Genomic DNA, 17,927 nt, shown 5'->3' on the forward strand with positions numbered 1-17,927 from the left:
CCGCCCCCGCCCATGATCATAACGACCGGAGCGAATTGGACGCTTTGGCCAGCATCGTTTGAACCGGCACCGGCAAGTGAGTCTTGATCCACCTTTTGACGAGCCTTCTCGCGTTGGCGGCGGGAGAGAAGCCCGTCCACTCCGTCATGGCCAAATATTCGTAATACTTGTCCTTGAACGGATGATCGTTGTCGTACTCCCAAGGCTTGGAGGAGCCCGTGAAGTGGATGACGCGGGGAAGCGGAAGCTCCGCCGGTCGCTTCCGCGGAAGCATGTTCGTCTGGAAGTTCCACTCGGGGTCCAGCTTCAACCAATCCTGGTGCAGCACCGCGTTCAACCCGTCCTGGTCGTGGAACTTGAGGCGCTCGGGATGCTTGGATACGTACTCCAGCACCCGGGACGAGAGCCGCTCCTCCCGCCATATCGGCAGATTAAGCACGAGAACTCCGGCGTTGAAGTAGTTCTCTTCCCGCGGAATGCCAAGCTCCTTGCACCTGCGGCTCCCTCCCGGGTCTTGAACGGCGGCCAGCGGATGGTCTCCGAGACTTTGTTCCCATAACCGGCTTAGGTCTCCGGTGACGACGGTGTCGCAGTCGAGATAGATCGCTTTGTCGATCGGCACGTCCTTCATCGCTTCCGGAATAAGGAGTTTGTAATAGACGGCCCGCGTAATATGTCGGCTCGTATAGACGTCGCCGCAAAGGGAGCCGTCCACATTCAGGAACCGGACGGCGGCGCCGAACTTCCCGACCGTTCTGGCGAGCTTCGCCCGGTTGCCTTCGGACAAGCCGTCTCCGACGACATACAGACGCGCCCTGGCCGCCTTCGACAGGTTCGCGAGTGCCGAAGCGAAGGCGACGGCGAGGTGCTGGACGTAATGGTTGTCGGCGACCGACACGATATGGACGACCGTATGGACGCTCATAGACCGGCCTCCAACCGCGCGGCTTCGCCGCCGGCGTAACTCAATCTCATATAATCGTTCGCTACTCTCTCCAGCGACAGGTGGGCGTTCAACCGGGGAACGGCGGAAGGACCGGGCGCTGCGGCAACTGGCGTGCTTAGCAGCCGCTCGATCGTGCGGGCCCAGCTCTCCGGGTTCCGTTCGAGAATATGACTCTCGCGGCTGAATTCCGCCAGCCTGCGATTCGCGGGGATATTCGAGCAGACGACCGGCAGATCGGCGCAGATCGCTTCAAGCAGCGCAAGCGGGGAAGCTTCGAATTCGGAGGGGAACAGGAACGCGTCCGATATTTGCAGCAATCCGTGGACGTCGCTTCGGCTGCCGAGGAGAGCGACTTCGGTCTCCAGCCGGCACTCGACGATTCTCCTGCGCAGCTCCCGTTCGTAAGAGACGTCCTGCCCGTTGCCGACGAGCAGAAGCCGGAATTCCGTTCCGCCGGCCTTCAAGGAAGCGGCCGTCTCGATCAGGAAGCGTTGGTTCTTGATCGGATCGATGCGGGCGACGTTGATGAGCACCGGAGTGCGAGGCCCGATGCCCAAGCTCTCCCGAAGAGCCCTCTTCTCCTCCGGGCTCAGCGGCTTAAACGTCGTCGGGTCGATTCCGTTCTCGATGACGACCAGCTTTTTGCCGGCCTGGTAAAAACGGTTCCGATAAACGCTCGCTACGTGCTCCGCGACGCTGACGATCTTGTCGGCTCCCCGGATGGCGAGCCTCTCGAGCAGGTTGTCTTTGGCGCCTCTCCAGTCGTCAGCTCCGCTGTGCAGGGTCAGCACCGTGCGGATTCGGCGATAGAGCAGGTTTCTCAGTCCGGCATACATATTCGGGATGCCTCCGTGCGAGTGGACGACGTCCGGCCGCTGCCGGTCGACGGCCTGCTGGAACAGCCGGAGCGTGCGCATCGAGCTATGGCCCGGCAGCTTGTCCAGCTCGATCGTCTCAACGCCCATCGCCTTCAATTCGCTTAGCATCCGCTCTCTGCCGAGCGGGTCGGCGGACCGGTAGATGGCGATCAGAGAACATTCGATGTTCCCGCCGCGGTATTGCTTGATCAGATCGAAAGCCACCTTCTCGGAACCCGCCAATTGCAGCGATTGAATCACGAAGGCGATTTTCACCGGAGATCCCCCTCTTGACACACTTTGTATCAATCACTCTCTCAATATATGATACTAACTGTATCGTGTCAAGCAAAATCCGACAACTACGCTCCGGCTATCTCGCACGGCACGGACCTAACCCTCACCGACCGACGCAAAAAACGGAACCGACTCGCGTCGGCTCCGCTACGTCGCAAACTATAGAACTTTCCAAGCATAGCTCCCGTCCGCTCCTTTGAGACATATATACAGAACGTCGCTACCGCCGTTGCTGCGTTTGTAGAACATTCGTCCGCGGTAAGCCGCTCCGGCCGGAGGAAGCGATGCTCCGTCCTCGATGTAGGGAGGCAAACCGTCGATCGAATAAAAGTTCCATCCGTTATTGGTATACGTCGCGTAATCGCTCACCTTGGACGCTTCCGTCGATCCGCTTCGCAAAAGCCCGGACGCGACGACCTTGCCGAAGGTGCCGATGGCGCTTATGTTGCCGCTCCCGACTCCTTGCTCCGGATTGATATAGATATTGCGGGCGTTCAACACCGATTTGCCGTCGCCTTGAAGCACCGTGTGGACGCTGTTCGTCCAGGACTTGATCGAGACGCTGACGCCGCTGACGTCGTAGGCGCCGTTCTCCAGAACGAACATCAGCGAATAATTGACCGTAATCCGATGATGCTCGACGTGAACGTAACGGATGATGCAGTTGAACGCGCTGTCGTTCTTGAGGATCGTATTCGCCCAGTTCTCGCAGTTCAGGCTGTCCAGCGAGAACTCCGTCTGCATGTCGAAGGCGCTTGAGGCGACGACCGACGGGTCTTGGAAAATTTTGATGTTGCTAAACATGTTCATCGGCCTTCCGATGGCCGAGCTCGACCGGATATAGAAGCAAGTCGTGCCGACGGTCCAGAACATAATGTCCTCCCACTTGCAGCCCCAGACCGGAAGCTGCCCGGAGGACGTCGTTTTGAAGCCGTAGCCCGCGTTCACGACCCTCAGCTTCCGATAGACGTGATGGTACAAGCCGTTGGAATTGCTCGTCTCGTTCGTATATTCGACCGCGATGCCGTTCGGATTCCGGTCCTTCGTCTGCAGCCGGGTAAACGTAAGCTCCAGTTCCTCCATCGTCACGCTGTGCGTGTCCATGGAAGTGAACCGGAAGATCGGCCTGTTGTCGACGTCCATCTTGATCGACGCGGCGGTCCAATTCTCGCCGACGATCGACAGCCCCGGGAATCTCCCGATCGCGATGGTGTTCGTAATCCGGTACGACCCTTTCGGAAAATAGACCTTGCCGAAGGCTCCTGCCGCGTTGATGGCGTTTTGAATCGCTTTCGTATCGTCGGTTCTGCCATCGCCCGCCGCGTTATAAGGCGCATCCTTGACGTTGATCATGTTCACCCACCTCCTCTTAACCATCCTATGAAGCGGTCGGAAGAGGGTGTGGACGATTAACGGGGACGTTCAACCCAAATGCAACGCGGGACGGGCCGCGGGCAGACGCTCTATGGCCGGATCCGGAACGGCATACCGATAGGCGGACAGCGAGAGGATAAAGACGATGTAATAGTTGCCGATAATGTTGACGGTCGTATAGCTCTGCAGCATCATGACGGCGAAGCTGACGATGAAGAACGGGTACAGGAACCCGTATTCGGTGCCCCGCAGGCTTCTTATGTTTTTCCGAATGGACAGAATGGCATAGCCGAGCAGAAGAAGCCCGACGAGGCCGAACGAGGAGATATAAGTAGGCAGGAAGGCTCCCGAACCGGGCCATCCCGATTCGCCGTAATAAAGGGCGATCGATTCGTAAGAGCGGAAGCCCCAGTCGGGGAAATACTTCATGTAATAGAAGCCTTGAATGCCGTTGCCTACCCCCAGAATCGGATAATCGACGAGCGCCCGCATGTTCGTATAGATGGAAGTCGTCCGATGCAGGGTCGACAAGCTGTTATCGATGCTCGCCACCTTCAGGACCGTGTTCTCGAACAGCTCGCTCTTCTGGAATTGGGGCCAGAACAGAAGAGCGCCGAGAATGACCGACAGGACGACGTAGACGCGAATGTGCATGACGATCCGCGGCTTCTTGTACTTGAGCAGGAACAGGAAGCACAGCGCGCACCCGGCGATGCCGATATACCCGCTGGAGCTGTTGTTGAAGGCGAGAATCGGAAGAAGCGAGAGAATGAGGACGATCCCGAGCTTCCGGTTGATCTTGTTGTGAATCGTCAGCAGCAAGAGCAGCGGCAGAAGGAAGATGGACAGCTGGGCTCCGGCGAACGAAGCCTCCATCGTGACCAGATTCAGCTTCTGGGCGCGCTCGACGTACACTTCCTTGAAGGCGAACAGCTGGACGATCGCTTTCTCGATCGCCAGCGCCGCGCCGCTCTTCGTCGCCAAATAGAACACCTGCAGGTACCCGATCAGAATGATCGAGGCGAAGGAGGCGACGACGACCCGGATGATTTTCTTGAACTCGATCTGGGACAAGATGTAGTCGTTGTATAAAATCATGAGGATCAGCTGGAAGTAATACAGCAGATGCGGGGTTGCCGCCGTAATCGTGTTCCGTCCGAGCAGGGTGCCGAGCTCGCGATACTGAACAAGCGCCATCACGAGGCTCATCAAGTTCAGCAGCAGAATAATCGCGGCAAGCTTCCTGGCGACGGGCGAGACGCGGTATTCCCGCTTCTTCGCCGCGAGCAGGAAGAACATCAGAACCAGCCCGGGAATATGCAGGAAGAACGATACCGATCCGGACATGCTATGGAGGCTGTCCGTCATCCACTCGCATCCATAGGGAAGAAGGAACAGATAGAGATATATGACCGTCTTCTCGATCTTGCCGACTCGGTTCAAGGCCAGAACTCCTTCCATGCGCCTAACGCTTCCTCGCAAACGGCTACGCTTGATGATTGACGCCGACGGATACGGAATCGCCGGGCGATCTCTTCTTCGACCTCCGGTGATCCTTCTTGATCTCCGCCCGCTTCATCTGCCGGATGACGACGAGGGTAGGCTGGCGCAGATGCTTGGCGATGTCCTCTTCCGACTTGATCGTATCGTCGAGGTATTCCCACAGGAAGACGGCGCCGATCGAGATCATCAGCGACAGGACGAACGCGATCGCCATCTTGTAGACGATTCCCTTGGAGACGGGGGCCGAGAACTCTTCCGGCTGCGCCTCGCTCAGGATCGTGACGTTGTTGACGTTCATGATCTTGGAGATCTCCTGCTTGAACACTTCGGCGACGGCGTTCGCGAGCCGGGAGGCTTCCTCGGGGGAATAGTCGGTCGCGGACAGGGTGACGACCTGCGACTTCGCGGAGGTGCTGACGTCGACCTGCTCCGTCAACTGCTTGGCGGTCTTGCCGAATTCGGGATGCAGGGCGGCCACCTTGCCCATGATCGCGGGGGTACCGATGATTTCTTTATACGTCTCCAGGTAGAGAAGACTGAGATTCACTTGGTTGAAGTCCGCCGACCTGTCTTCGTTGGTCCTGTCGATATTGTTGACGATAAGCTTCGTGCTCGCCTGATAGACCGGCTTGCTGTACATGACGTGGTACGCGGCCGCCGCTCCGCAGAACAGAATCGCCATTAAAGCAATGAACCACGATCTGCGCAGCAGAACTTTAAAGTACTCCCTCATATCGGACTCCATGTTGAACCTCCTCAAAGGTATACCCGTTGACACGTATCGTATCAATCACTCCTCTAATATATGATACGATCTGTAACGTGTCAAGCGAAACCTGTCTCCTCTCCCAGTCTCCGGCTTCCGCGCCGTCACAAGGATTGGAACCGAATCTCGTATCTCTCGGCCAATTCGCAGAACCGGGAGGCGATCATCTTCACTTCCTCCCGCATGGTCATGCTCTCGAAGATAAAGATATCCAGATTGCCGTCGTTGCGGCAGAGGTCGTACAGGTTAAGGATCGCCGTGCTGCCGAACGAGAACAGGTTCAGCTTGCGGATGTCGTGCTTGAGCACGACCAGGTACAGAAGCTCGATCGGCCATCCCTTGGGCAGCAAGGAGACTTGGCCGGAGAACGATTCGAGAGGGCTTAGCTCCCCCGGATGCTGCTTGAAGAAGACCGGCTCGGACGGGTCCCGATCCCGAAGCGTATCGTTCACCCGCCGCAAAATCTCGTCCAGGTATTCCTGGCGCTTCTCGATGTTGTCGATGAACGGTTCGGTCAGCACGACCGTCATCTCGTCCCGCCCCGCCACCAGCCGGTCGATCTCGCGAAGCTCCGGATAGATCCAGTAGAGCTCCTCGGCGATCTGCGGCGTCCGCAGGAACTCCTTGAGCGTCATCGGCAGCGGGCGCGCCTTGTTCTTCAAGGAGCGGCTGCCGTCGGTCACGAAGAGCTGGGGCCGCTGCAGCCAGATCGATTCGATCCACTTCACGCTGCCGAAGACGCCGCCCGGCAGACCGAGCTTCGGCGCCATCCGCTTCAGAAGCTTCATGTACCACCGGGTGTGCGTGCTGTTGTCGATATAATTGCCGAAGCCCTCTTCGTAGAGGCGCACTCGCTTGCCCTCGCTGTCGAACTTCCTCATGATCGCGTATTCGATCGCGACGAAGTCGTGGGCGATGAACGCTTCCGAGTAATCCGAGATGTTCGCGAACAAGGAAGGAAGGCTCTGACCCCATCGATGGTAGAAAAAATATTTGCGGATCGGCCCCAAGCCCAGCTTGTAGCGATCCCGCGTTCCGTCGTCGTCGATATAGATGACTTGCTCCCACGCATGCGTCTCCCTGACCTTGCGGCAGAAATCGGCCGCTCCGTAGAAGTGGTTCAGCACGACGATGTCGCACCGCTCGAAGCCGCACCCGAGCTTGATCAGCCGGGCGATCATGTATTGGAACGGCTTCGTGCATACGAACAGTATTTTAGGTGGGCGCTTGTCGCTGTTCATGCTTCCGAGCTCCTCTCGCTATTTCGCCGTCAGCTTCCCGCCGAATCCCCCCGGGGACCGCGAAGGGAGTCCGTCCTCCGCCTCTTCGCCGCGGTTCTCTCCTGCGCTCCGTCTCCGCAGCGTCGCCCGCTTCTTCCATTCTCCGAAGCGGATCTGCCAATGCCGGAACGTTCCGCTCTGCCTGGCGAAGATCCCCGCCCACACGCACAGGCACACATACGCTTTCTTGCGGTTGCTGTTGGCTACGTAATGATTGAAGTTGCGGCGCAGCGTGTCCGTCCAATAGAACTTGTAGTCCTGCGTGCCGCCTTCGAAGTCGTATTCCTCCATGCCCCGGTCGCGGTAGTGCTCCAGCAGGCGGGCCAGAAGGACGAGCCCGATCCCCTTCTTCGCGAATTCGGGCGAATAATTCATCATTTTCCCGTATACCTTGCGGTTCATATAATGGCAGACGTTCACGGCGGCCAGCCGGCCGTCGATCTCGATGTAGGACATGCCCAGATGCCCTTGTTCGCTAAGCTTCGCGTAAAGCTTCCTGCAAAAATGGCGGTAGACCGGATCCTGCAGCCGGCTGTCGGGCCACTTCGACAAGTGCCACTCCAGCGCCCGGTTCCAGATCTCGGGATCGAACGGCCGATCGAGCTCCACTCTGACGTCGTGCTCCCGCATCAGCTTCCGCTGCCTTCTCTCGATGTCCTTCAGCTCCTTGGCGTTCCATTTCCCGGGCCGACTCTTCCCATAGTTCAGATAAGGAACGAAGTCCGCCTCTTCCGTATATACCTTGTAGGAGCTGCCGAATACCTTCCGGGCCAGGAAAGTCGCGTTGTTCTTGGAGTTCATGAACCCGAGCGTCATCAGGTCCCACTCGGACGAACGCTCCTGAAGGGCGTCCTTGATGTGCTTCAGGAGGACGGATTCGTTGTAGTCCTTGTGCAGGCAGAAGCCGCTGTACATCGCCGTGCCGTATGCGATCCAATGCAGCGAACGGACAGGCATTCCGCCGACCTTCGTCCGAAGCCGGTGAAGGGGAGCGGCGGCTACGCACGTATCCCCGTCGTAGACGACAACCAGGAACAGGTCGGCGTCCCGTCCGTGATAATCGGTCAGGCAGGCGGAGATCCAATCCCACGTATCGTACAGATCGGGGCTCTCCATATGGGAGACGAGCTCCGTCCAATCGTCCTTCATTCGCTCGAATTGGCCATAGCTTCTCAGCACCTCGGCGCGCATAGCGGCGACCGCCCTTCTAACGGAATTTGAATGCTTGCATGCCCATCCGCAGCAGTTCCCTTCTCGGCGAAGGCGCCGTTACCAACAGAAGAAGCGGCGCGAACAGCAGAGCTCCCCACGGCAGCGGCAGGTAGGAGCTAAACAGGCACGGCACGCAAGCCGCCGCGAACAGGAAGGCGTTCGCGTAACGCATCCGGTACAGCCGGCTGACCGGGGTGTGAACGGCTGCGTACGAGAGAAGCGACGCCAGCTCGGCCGCGGCGTACCCCATAAGCCCGGCGATCGGCACGAGAGCGGCCGCGGTTCCGGCGAACAGGGCGATATGGAGCAAGTGGAAGCGGATGACCGCCGCGTTCCGGCCCAGCGCGTACAGAATATTCACGTGCACGCTGAAGATGCTCGCCGCGAAGCAGACGATCGTCATGTACGGATAGAGGCGGAGCACGTCCGTCCAGTCCGAACCGAAAAAGACGGAGATCGCCCACGGAGCGACGGCCGAGAAGCCGGCGAAGAAGGGCGCGATCGCCAACACCTGTGCGAGCAGAGCCTGGTTCATCGCGCTCTCCACGCGTGCCGGCTCCTGGCGGATCTTCGCCAGGACGGCGAACGTGATCCGCTGGATCGCCGCCCCCGCGAAGCCGAGCGATTCGACGAGCCGCACGCCCAAGGCTACGAAGGCGACGCCTTCGGGACCCACGAAGCGGCCGACGAGCAGGGGAGCGACGAGCGAGCGAAGGCCCATGATTCGCGAAGACACCGTGTGGCCGAAGCCGTAGCGGAACATTCTCGCGAACAGGGCGGCGTCCCAATGGAAGGCGGGGCGGTACTTCGAGTGGAACAAGCCCAGCGCCGTCGTCGCCGCGCCCTGCGCGAGACAGCCCGCGACGGGGGCCCAGACGCCGAAGCCCGAGGCGGCGAGACCGAGGGCGACCCCGTAATAGAGGAGCTGGGCGTTCATCTCGATGAGGGCGATTTGCCGGAACCGGAGCTCCCTCTCCAGCACGGCCATCGCCGGAATCTGGAGGGCGTTCAGCGGCAGCGCGGCGAGCATGGCGGCGAAGGGCCAGACCAGGTCCGGATTGCGCAGCCAATCGCCGATCAGGGGGGACAAGGCCGCCCCCAGCGCCGCCGCTGCGCCGCTCGCCGCCAGGATGGACGTGAAGGCGAGATCGAGCGGTTTGCGTCCGCCGCTCTCTCCTTCCCGGATCAAGCAGGCGTTCATCCCGTTGATGCACAGATCCGAGACGTAGATCCAGATGCCCGAGATCGTCGCGAACGTGCCGTATTGATGCGCTCCGATCCATCTCGTCAGAAGCAGCATCCCTCCTAGGCTGACGGCGATGCCGATCGCCTTGCGGACCGCCAGGAAGGCTCCTCCTTCGAGGATCCGGCTGCGCAATCCTTCGTCGCTCACGTCGATTCCCCCGTTAGTTGTCTTTGCTCCTCAATCGCGTCTCCCGCCGCCGCGGCTCTGTAACCTCCATTTTGGCGGTTACAGCTCCTCCATCCCGCCGCCGCGACCCTGTAACCTCCATTTTGGCGGTTACAGCTCCTCCATCTCCCCGCCGCGGCCCGCGCCCTCAATGCCCGGAAGCGAAGCTTCCGATAATGCGCAGATGGCTGTCCACCATCCGCTCCATCGTATAGCCCCGGGCGATCTCTCTGCTTTTCGCCCCGAACGTCTGCCTCAGCTCCGGATCGACCGCGAGCCTCTCGCACCGCTCCCCCAGCAGCGCGGCATCCTCCGGCGGAACCAGGAAGCCGTTCTCCCCTTCCCGCACCAGGTCGTGGGCGGCCCCCGCCATCGTGGTGGAGACGACGGGAAGCCCGAACGCCAGCGCCTCGTTCAGGACGAGCCCCCAGATATCGAAGCGCGTCGGCATCGCGAACACGTCCGCCAGCTTCCAGTAAACGAGCAGCTCCCGCTTCTGCATGAAGTCCTTGATGACGACGTTCGGAATGCGCTCGTCCCGAATCCGGGCTTCGTACGCCTCCCGCTCCGGCCCGCCTCCGATCAGGAGCAGGCTGGCGTTCGCGTTGCGCATCCGGGCGAACGCGTCCAGCAAAACGTCCATCCCTTTGCGATGGATGAATTGACCGACGGAGAGGATGACCGTTCCTTTCAAGCCTTCCCGCCTCTTGAGCTCCTCCTTCTCCCCCTCGGGCAAGGGCCTCGTATCCCCCTCGCTCAGGGCCACCGAAGAGAACGGGTATTCCCGGATCCGCCTCCCGTCCGCCCCGTAATGGCTCAAATACCGGGTGCAGTTGGAGCCGGACGAGAGCCACAGGTCGGCGCTGGAGATCAGGCTCGTCTTCAGCTTCCGGAGCAGCCACTTGTCTTCGGACACGAAGCCGCCGTCGGAGTTGAGGATGAACCTCTTCTTCTTGAACTTCAGCCACCTTATCGCCATCATCTCCGTCGGCGAGCTGTAGCAGCCGAGGATGTAGACGTCGAACGGCTCCGCGTTCAGCTCCCGGATGACCGAGAAGTTGACGTGCTTGTCGAGGCCGAGCGTGAAGCCGGGCAGGAACTTGTAGCGGAACGACGCGCCCAGCCCTTCGATCGCCCACTCCCGGTTCGACTCGTTCTTCGCTTCGAACCAGACCGTCAGATCGCAATGCTTGCCCAATTCGTTGAAGAAGTCGATCCGGTAGGGGGCGGGGATATTCGTCAAAAACAACACCTTCATCGGATTCGTCCCTCCGATCGCCCGTAGGCTCGCGCCCCTTGCTCTCTTTGCTCCCTTTGCTCCCCTTGCGCCCTTCGAGCCCTTCTCCTTCTGCGAGCCGCCCCGAATCGCGCCGCCAGCTGACACGCCAGCAGGCCGAAGCAAGCTCCGGTCGTATCCAGCAGAACGTCCTGCGGGAGCGGCGTCCGCCCGGCCACGCCGGCCTGATGGAATTCGTCCGTCACCGCGAACAGCAGGCAGAGAACGGCGACGACCGGCAGCAGGACTACCGCCTTCCGAACGCGAAGCCGCAGCGTCAGGTAGAGCAGGCTGGCGAGTACGGCGTACTCGGCGAAGTGGGACGCCTTGCGGATGAAGAATTCGGCGAAGCCCGCCGGGCCGAGCGACTGGAGGCTGACCGTCAGCTCTCCGTATTCGAACCGGACGCCGCCGAACCATCGTTCCATGTCGATCTTCGCGACCTGGCGGGCCAGCCACGGCTTCATGTCCTGCTTGGACAGCGGCTGGGAGGAGAACGCGAAGATGACGAGCATCCAGCCGGCGAGGCCGATCGCGTAAACGGCCATCAACGCCTTCACAGCAAATCCCACGTGACCGGGGTGCCCGCCTTGACCGCCTTCGGCAGCCTGCGGCCGAGGACGAGGTCGAGGTACTTGGGCTCGAGCCCGTAGCCCGGACGAATGACTCTCACGTTGTCGGGACTGAGCTCCTCCCCGTCCGCCACGTCCCGGCTAATATAGAGCGACCGGCGGAACTTCATCGAGCTCCGCTCCTTCTCCCCGATGCCGTAATGCACGCGCCCGAGCGCCTGCCACGCTCTCTCCGTCTCGGCCACGAGCTGCCTCATCTCGTCCGGCTCCAAGGAGAACGCCGCGTCGACGCCGCCCTCCGCCCGGGACAAGGTGAAGTGCTTCTCGATGACCGACGCCCCGAGAGCCGTCGCCGCCACCGCCGCCCCGATCCCCTGCGTATGGTCCGAGAGCCCGACCTCGCAGCCGAACAGGCTGCGCATGTGGGGAATCGTGAGCAGGTTGCTGTCGGCGGGCGAAGCCGGATACGTGCTCGTGCATTTGAGCAGGACGACGTTCGGGCAGCCGGCTTCCCGGGCGGCGTTCACCGCTTCCTCCAGCTGGGCGAGCGTCGCCATGCCCGTCGAGACGATCATCGGCTTGCCCTTGGAAGCCGTGTAACGGATCAGAGGCAGGTCGTTGTTTTCGAACGAAGCGATTTTGTAGAAGGGGACGTCCAGCTCCTCCAGGAAGTCGACCGCCTTCGGATGGAACGGGGTGCTGAACGGAATCATCCCCCGTTCGCGGCACCGCTCGAAGATCGGCCGGTGCCATTCCCACGGGGTGTAGGCCTGCTCGTACAGCTTGTAGAGCGACTGCCCCTTCCACAGGCTGTTCGGGTCGTCGATGTAGAAGTCCCCGTCGCTTCGCTCGAGGGTCATCAGATCCGCCGTGTACGTCTGGATTTTCAACGCGTGGGCTCCGGCGTCCGCGGCGGCGTCGACGATCCGCAGCGCCTTCTCGAGCGACTGGTTATGGTTGCCCGACATCTCCGCGATAATGAACGGGGCCGCCCCAGGTCCGACAGGACGGCCGCCCAGTACGATCTCCTCCATCTCCATCACCTTCTCTTCTCTACTTTGATGACGAACGTCTCGCCGTCCAGCTCGAAGTAGCACGGGTACCGTTCGTTGTCCGCGACCCGAAGCAGCTGGAACTGCTCCCTTAAGCTCCGGTCGGGGTTGATCCGGCTGTCCGCCGGCGTCCTTCGCGGGTAGAACGTCTCCTCGCCCTGCTGGCGGACCCCGAAGTGGACGATGCCGGGGTACCCTTCCAGGAATTCCTCGCACAGCTCGAACGTCGTCCGGGCGAGCGCGTTCCGCAGCTCCCCGATCAGCTCGAGTCCGCCGAACCGCATCGTCCGCCGGCAGTAGATCGGGCCGGCGTCCACCTTCTCCGCCGCTTCGAAGAGGACGACCGGAATCTCGTTTTTCCCCTCGAGAATTTGCCAGGTGAGCGGCGACCAGCCCTTGCCCTTCGGCAAGTCGCTGGCGTGCACGACCAGGTTGTTGCGGTTGCGCGACAGCAGGTCGGACCCGACGATCTGCTCGCACCCGAGGAAGAAGGCGACGTCTCCCTCCGGCAGGTCGTTCGCGTCGTGGATCCAGTAGATGTCGCCCGCGTACTTCTTCAGCGACGGCAGCCAGACCGGCAAGTATTGGTTGATCCAATTGTTAGGGTCCGACAGCACGGTCAATCTCGTTACCATCCCAGCATCTCCTTCGCCACGATCTTGGCGCCGCGCCCGTCCGTCAGCTTCATCGCGTTCTCGGACATTCGCGACAGCTCCGAGGGTCGATCCATGAGTTGAAGCACCGCCTCGCGCAGAACCCTCTCGTCGACCGATTCCGCCGTCCCGAGGCAGCGGACGGCTCCGGCCGCCTCCGCCTGCTCCGTCAACTCGCGCTGATTGTCGGCGATCGTCACGATCAGGCTCGGCAGCCCGAGGCAGCATCGCTCCCAGGTCGTCGCGCCGCCCGCCCCGATCGCCAGGTCCGCCTCCGCCATCAGCTCGGCCATGCGGTCCGCATGCCGGATGAAGCGGGCGTTCGGCACCTCGCGGCAGGCGAGCTCGATCGCCTCCGCGTCCCGGTTCAGCTTCCCCGCGACGACGGTCAGCCCGAGCCCTTCCGCCGCCAGCGGGGCCAACGCCCGAAGCGCCGTAAGCGTCACGCCTCCGGGGTCGGTTCCCCCGAAGGAGACGAGCGCGCGGCGAACGGCGCCGGCGCGGCGGACCCGGCTTCTCGCTTCCGCGAATTCCGGCCTCAGCAGGGCGTACCTCGGGCCGAGGAGAAGAGAGCAATCGTCCGGAACCAGTCCGACGTATCGGGCCCGAGGGGCTTCATAGTAGTTCTGATCCAGCAGCAGATCGCACCGGTGCGGGCGATTCGCCAGGTCGTCGACGACCATGATCCGGCGGGCCCGCGTTCCGACGATAAGCTCGTAACGGCGGTCGAGCGAATAATGGTCCACGACGAGCCAATCCGCCGGCGCGCCCTCCGAGGCCGCTTCGTCCAGCAGCTCCAGGGTCCGCTTGGCGTCGACCAGCCAGGAATCCGCGGACGGCAGCTCGCCGATCGTTCGCGCGGGATAGCCCCGTTCTCGAATGTAGGAGATCAGGTTGCCTTCCAGCTCGCGGCACAGGAACGCGACCTTCGCTCCCCGTTCGCGCAGCTCGTCGGCCAGCGACAGGCAGCGCATCACGTGGCCCGTGCCGATGCGGACGGACGCGTCCGCGCGAATGTAGACGTTCATGTTCCAGTCGCCTTCTGTACGGCGCGGACGACGTCCTCCGCGTCCTTGTCGGTCATGGCCGGGTAGAGAGGCAGGGAGAGGATGCGTCCGTACATTCGCTCGGCCGCCGGGCACAAGCCTTCCGGGTATCCGAGACGCCGGTAGTAGGGATGCAGGTAGACGGGGATGTAATGCAGCTGGACGCCGATGTTCTCCTCGAGCAGACGGCGGAACACCTCGTCGCGCCCGATCTCGAGCCGATCGAGCCGCAGCCGGATGACGTACAGGTGCCAGCTCGATTCCGCCCCATCCTCCTGCCGGGGGATGACGACCGTCTCGGAATGGCGGAAGGCTTCGTCGTACCGGGCCGCGATCTCCTTGCGCCGCTTCACGAACAGCTCCAGCTTGTCGAGCTGGCTTAGGCCGAGGGCGGCCTGGAAGTCGGTCAGCCGGTAATTGTAGCCGAGCGACTGCATCTCGTAGTACCAAGGGGCCGGCGGCTCCTTCTCCAGCCGGGACGGGTCGCGCACGATGCCGTGGTTGCGGAAGTCGAGCAGCTTCCGGTAATAGTCCTCCCGGTTCGTGGCGATGATCCCGCCTTCGCCGGTCGTGATATGCTTGACGGGGTGCAGGCTGAACATCGTCATGTCCCCGTCGGAGCCGATCCGCCGCCCCTTGTAGACGGCGCCGAGCGCGTGGGCCGCGTCCTCGATGACGACGAGCCCGCGCGCCTTCGCGAGCTCGCGCAGCTCGTCGAGCCGGGCCGGCTGGCCGGCATAATGGACGGGAAGGATCGTCTTGGTCCGCTCCGTGATCCGCTCGGCGACCGAGGCGGGGTCCAGGTTGCCCGTCTCTTCGTCGACGTCGGCGAACACCGGCTTGCCCCGCTGGTAGAGCACGCAGTTGGCGCTCGCGGCGAACGTCATCGGGGACGTGATCACCTCGTCGCCCTCCCCGATTCCCGCTGCGTGGCAGGCCCCGTGCAGCGCCGCCGTTCCGTTCGAGAACGCGACGGCGTACTCGGCGCCGACCGCGCGGGCGAACTTCGATTCGAACTCGGCGATCAGCGGTCCGGTCGTCAAGTAGTCGCCGCGCAGAACGGCTTCGACCGCTTCGATGTCCCTGTCGTCGATCCATTGGCGGCCGTAGGGCAGCAGCGTCTTCCGGCGGGCGGGCGCTGGAACCCGGTTCATGCGTACTCTCCCAGATACTGCCGGATCTCCTCGTCCGTCAGCCAATGGCTGTTCGTATGGCTGCAGTAGCTGAACCGTTCGTGAAGGGGCACGCCTCCGTAGGTCTCCCCTTCGCTCAGCCAGCCCGGCTGCTCGGGCTTGATGATGAAGTAATCGTCGAACTCGACCGTCTTGCGCGCGTCGTCCTCGGTGATCATCGCTTCGTGCAGCTTCTCTCCCGGCCGGATGCCGACGAATTGGAGCTGGCAGTCCGGAGCGATGACGCGGGCCAGATCGACGACCTTGACGCTCGGGATCTTCGGAACGAAGATCTCTCCGCCCTTCATCCGCTGCAGCGAGTCGAGCACGAACTGCACGCCCTGGTCGAGAGTGATCCAGAACCGGGTCATCCGCTTGTCGGTGATCGGCAAGCTGCCGGTGCTTCTCATTTTATGGAAAAAAGGAATGACGCTGCCGCGGCTGCCCGCCACGTTGCCGTAGCGGACGACGGAGAACCTTGTCGGCTTGTCTCCGACGTAGGCGTTGGCCGCGACGAACAATTTGTCCGAAGCCAGCTTCGTCGCCCCGTACAGGTTGATCGGGTTGGCCGCCTTGTCGGTGCTCAGAGCCACCACCCGGCGCACCCCCCGGTCGATCGCGGCGTCGATGACGTTCTGAGCTCCGATGATGTTCGTGCGAACCGCCTCGAACGGGTTGTATTCGCACGCGGTCACGTGCTTCAGGGCGGCGGCGTGCACGACGACGTCGACGCCGTCGAATGCGCGGTACAGCCGTCCCGTATCGCGAACGTCCCCGATGAAGAAGCGGATTCTCGGGTCGTTAAACTCCTGGCTCATCTCGTACTGCTTGAGTTCGTCCCGGCTGAAGACGATGACCTTTCGGGCGTCCAGCTCGAGCGCTTTTCTAATGAATTTTTTGCCGAAGGAGCCCGTCCCTCCCGTAACCAGAACCACTTGTCCCGCTACGTTCATCCTTGATTCCCTTCCTTTCAACAAATTCCATCTCGTTACCATTCGTATACTTACCCCTAATTTATGATACATTTAGTAGCATGTCAAGCGTTTTTGTGGGTTGACAGCCCTTCGATTACCCATTACATTAAAGTCATAAAGGTTACTAATTGTAGCATTAATCCAAACAATCAATACATATAGTATCGAATCTTTTCTTATTTTAGCGCGTGGAGGCTTGTCTCATGATCATGGAATGCTTCAACCGGCTCTTCCCGATCAACCGGAGCTTGACGGGCGACGGCGTTCGCGAATCTCTGCGCATTCTCGGGGAGATCGTCCCGATTCGGCAGTCGGAGTACCCGAGCGGCATGGACTGCTTCGATTGGACGGTCCCCAAGGAGTGGAACGTCAGATCCGCCTGGGTCAAGGGCCGCGACGGCCGCACGCTCATCGACTTCCGGGACCACAACCTGCATCTCGTCGGCTACAGCGTGCCCGTGCGGGCGACGGTCTCGAGGGAGGAGCTGCTCGCCCGGCTGCACACGAGGCCGGATCTTCCCGACGCCATCCCCTACGTCACTTCCTACTATAAAGAATACTGGGGATTCTGCGTTCAGCATCGACGCCTGGCGGAATTCACGGACGACGAATACGAGGTCGTCATCGACGCCACGCTGGAGGACGGCCACCTGACGATCGGCGAAGGGTTCATCCAGGGCGAGACCGACCGCGAGATTCTGTTCTCGACGTATCTTTGCCACCCGTCCATGGCGATCAACGAGCTGTCCGGTCCTCTCGTTCAGACTTTCGTTTACAAGGAACTGCTGGAATTGAAGAAAAGAAGAGGGTTGAAGTACAGCTACCGGTTCCTGTACGTTCCCGAGACGATCGGCTCGATCCTCTATCTCAGCCAGCATGGCGAAGAGCTCAAGGCCAAGGTCGACGCCGGCTACGTCGTCACCTGCGCCGGTCACGGTCCTTCCTACACGTATAAGAAAAGCCGAAGAGGCGATTCGCTCGCCGACAAAGCCGCCCTGCACGTGCTCTCCCGCTCCGGCCGTCCTTACCGGACCGTCGAATGGAGCCCCGTCGGCAGCGACGAACGCCAATACGGGAGCCAAGCGTTCAACCTTCCGGTCGGCAGCCTTATGCGCACCCCCTATCTCGAATATAAGGAGTATCATACGTCGATGGACAACGAATCCCTGATCTCGGAAGAAGCGCTGCAAGAGACGGTCCGCACGTATCTGGATATCGTCGAGACGCTGGAAGCGAACGAGATTTACGTCAGCAATCATACGCACGGGGAGCCGAAGCTGGACAAGCACGGCGTCTATCCGACGATCGGAGGACAGCGCACGGAGGAGCAGAGGCGCCGGCTGTTCATGATCTCCTACCTGCTCGCCTTCAGCGACGGGAAGCACGATCTGATGGACGTCGCCGACAAGCTGGGCGTCGTCGGCAAGGATCTGTGGGAGACGGCCAAGCTGCTGGAGGATAAGGGGTTGCTGCGCAAAGCGAACGGGACGGAGCCGGCTGCCGCCGCCGGCACGTTCAATTAACGAAGGAAACGGA

At 61.3% G+C, this 17,927-nt stretch carries 16 protein-coding genes; 1 reads left to right on the forward strand and 15 read right to left on the reverse strand.

Annotated elements, in window-relative coordinates; all coding sequences use genetic code 11:
• Nucleotides 1-16: 16 nt before the first annotated feature.
• The 15 genes from H7B90_RS15655 to pseB form a co-directional block, all read right to left on the reverse strand.
• A complete protein-coding gene (locus tag H7B90_RS15655) occupies nt 17-925 on the reverse strand; it encodes a glycosyltransferase family 8 protein (RefSeq protein ID WP_185136834.1) in 909 nt (302 codons plus the stop codon).
• The gene (locus H7B90_RS15660) at nt 922-2,079 is read right to left on the reverse strand and encodes a glycosyltransferase (RefSeq protein ID WP_185136835.1); all 1,158 of its coding nucleotides are present in this window, start codon (nt 2,077-2,079) and stop codon (nt 922-924) included. The genes H7B90_RS15655 and H7B90_RS15660 overlap by 4 nt, the downstream gene beginning before the upstream one ends.
• A gap of 180 nt (nt 2,080-2,259) precedes the next feature.
• Nucleotides 2,260-3,453 carry a glycosyl hydrolase family 28-related protein gene (locus tag H7B90_RS15665; RefSeq protein WP_185136836.1) on the reverse strand — a complete coding sequence of 398 codons (1,194 nt, stop codon included), beginning with the start codon at nt 3,451-3,453 and terminating at the stop codon, nt 2,260-2,262.
• 69 nt (nt 3,454-3,522) lie between these two features.
• Complete coding sequence (locus tag H7B90_RS15670) at nt 3,523-4,935, reverse strand: O-antigen ligase family protein (RefSeq protein WP_185136837.1); 1,413 nt, start codon at nt 4,933-4,935, stop codon at nt 3,523-3,525.
• A 25-nt stretch (nt 4,936-4,960) separates the two neighbouring features.
• Nucleotides 4,961-5,722: a YveK family protein gene (locus H7B90_RS15675; RefSeq protein WP_185136838.1), complete on the reverse strand. Its 762-nt coding sequence runs from the start codon at nt 5,720-5,722 to the stop codon at nt 4,961-4,963.
• 125 nt (nt 5,723-5,847) lie between these two features.
• A complete protein-coding gene (locus tag H7B90_RS15680) occupies nt 5,848-6,984 on the reverse strand; it encodes a hypothetical protein (RefSeq protein ID WP_185136839.1) in 1,137 nt (378 codons plus the stop codon).
• An 18-nt stretch (nt 6,985-7,002) separates the two neighbouring features.
• Nucleotides 7,003-8,214, reverse strand: a complete 1,212-nt coding sequence (locus H7B90_RS15685) for a GNAT family N-acetyltransferase (RefSeq protein WP_185136840.1) — start codon at nt 8,212-8,214, stop codon at nt 7,003-7,005.
• 16 nt (nt 8,215-8,230) lie between these two features.
• On the reverse strand, nt 8,231-9,628 hold the full coding sequence (locus tag H7B90_RS15690; protein WP_185136841.1) for an oligosaccharide flippase family protein: 1,398 nt from the start codon (nt 9,626-9,628) through the stop codon (nt 8,231-8,233).
• Nucleotides 9,629-9,794: 166 nt separating this feature from the next.
• A complete protein-coding gene (locus H7B90_RS15695) occupies nt 9,795-10,904 on the reverse strand; it encodes a glycosyltransferase family 4 protein (protein WP_185136842.1) in 1,110 nt (369 codons plus the stop codon).
• A complete protein-coding gene (locus H7B90_RS15700) occupies nt 10,901-11,482 on the reverse strand; it encodes a VanZ family protein (protein ID WP_185136843.1) in 582 nt (193 codons plus the stop codon). Before H7B90_RS15700 ends, H7B90_RS15695 begins: the two co-directional genes overlap by 4 nt.
• Complete coding sequence (gene pseI, locus H7B90_RS15705; RefSeq protein WP_185136844.1) at nt 11,479-12,528, reverse strand: pseudaminic acid synthase; 1,050 nt, start codon at nt 12,526-12,528, stop codon at nt 11,479-11,481. The genes H7B90_RS15700 and pseI overlap by 4 nt, the downstream gene beginning before the upstream one ends.
• Nucleotides 12,529-12,533: 5 nt before the next feature.
• A complete protein-coding gene (locus H7B90_RS15710; protein ID WP_185136845.1) occupies nt 12,534-13,181 on the reverse strand; it encodes a formyltransferase family protein in 648 nt (215 codons plus the stop codon).
• Nucleotides 13,175-14,227, reverse strand: coding sequence for a UDP-2,4-diacetamido-2,4,6-trideoxy-beta-L-altropyranose hydrolase (gene pseG / locus H7B90_RS15715; RefSeq protein WP_185136846.1), 1,053 nt, complete (start codon nt 14,225-14,227; stop codon nt 13,175-13,177). The genes H7B90_RS15710 and pseG overlap by 7 nt, the downstream gene beginning before the upstream one ends.
• On the reverse strand, nt 14,224-15,399 hold the full coding sequence (gene pseC / locus H7B90_RS15720) for a UDP-4-amino-4,6-dideoxy-N-acetyl-beta-L-altrosamine transaminase (protein ID WP_185136847.1): 1,176 nt from the start codon (nt 15,397-15,399) through the stop codon (nt 14,224-14,226). The genes pseG and pseC overlap by 4 nt, the downstream gene beginning before the upstream one ends.
• Nucleotides 15,396-16,370 (reverse strand): UDP-N-acetylglucosamine 4,6-dehydratase (inverting), encoded by a 975-nt coding sequence (pseB, locus tag H7B90_RS15725; protein WP_185136848.1) that lies wholly within the window; start codon nt 16,368-16,370, stop codon nt 15,396-15,398. Before pseB ends, pseC begins: the two co-directional genes overlap by 4 nt.
• Nucleotides 16,371-16,594: 224 nt before the next feature.
• Between pseB and H7B90_RS15730 the strand changes: the two genes are divergently transcribed.
• Nucleotides 16,595-17,914, forward strand: a complete 1,320-nt coding sequence (locus tag H7B90_RS15730) for a DUF4910 domain-containing protein (RefSeq protein WP_185136849.1) — start codon at nt 16,595-16,597, stop codon at nt 17,912-17,914.
• Nucleotides 17,915-17,927: the final 13 nt, after the last annotated feature.

The sequence above is a fragment of the Cohnella xylanilytica genome, from assembly GCF_014212175.1.
Lineage (GTDB): Bacteria > Bacillota > Bacilli > Paenibacillales > Paenibacillaceae > Cohnella > Cohnella xylanilytica.

Coding starts and splice junctions, on each gene's coding strand:
- H7B90_RS15680 (WP_185136839.1), bottom strand. CDS start 6,984: ATGAACAGCGACAAGCGCCCACCTAAAATACTGTTCGTATGCACGAAG.
- H7B90_RS15665 (WP_185136836.1), bottom strand. CDS start 3,453: ATGATCAACGTCAAGGATGCGCCTTATAACGCGGCGGGCGATGGCAGA.
- H7B90_RS15730 (WP_185136849.1), top strand. CDS start 16,595: ATGATCATGGAATGCTTCAACCGGCTCTTCCCGATCAACCGGAGCTTG.
- pseI (WP_185136844.1), bottom strand. CDS start 12,528: ATGGAGGAGATCGTACTGGGCGGCCGTCCTGTCGGACCTGGGGCGGCC.
- pseG (WP_185136846.1), bottom strand. CDS start 14,227: ATGAACGTCTACATTCGCGCGGACGCGTCCGTCCGCATCGGCACGGGC.
- H7B90_RS15685 (WP_185136840.1), bottom strand. CDS start 8,214: ATGCGCGCCGAGGTGCTGAGAAGCTATGGCCAATTCGAGCGAATGAAG.
- H7B90_RS15710 (WP_185136845.1), bottom strand. CDS start 13,181: ATGGTAACGAGATTGACCGTGCTGTCGGACCCTAACAATTGGATCAAC.
- H7B90_RS15675 (WP_185136838.1), bottom strand. CDS start 5,722: ATGGAGTCCGATATGAGGGAGTACTTTAAAGTTCTGCTGCGCAGATCG.
- H7B90_RS15695 (WP_185136842.1), bottom strand. CDS start 10,904: ATGAAGGTGTTGTTTTTGACGAATATCCCCGCCCCCTACCGGATCGAC.
- pseC (WP_185136847.1), bottom strand. CDS start 15,399: ATGAACCGGGTTCCAGCGCCCGCCCGCCGGAAGACGCTGCTGCCCTAC.
- pseB (WP_185136848.1), bottom strand. CDS start 16,370: ATGAACGTAGCGGGACAAGTGGTTCTGGTTACGGGAGGGACGGGCTCC.
- H7B90_RS15655 (WP_185136834.1), bottom strand. CDS start 925: ATGAGCGTCCATACGGTCGTCCATATCGTGTCGGTCGCCGACAACCAT.
- H7B90_RS15670 (WP_185136837.1), bottom strand. CDS start 4,935: ATGGAAGGAGTTCTGGCCTTGAACCGAGTCGGCAAGATCGAGAAGACG.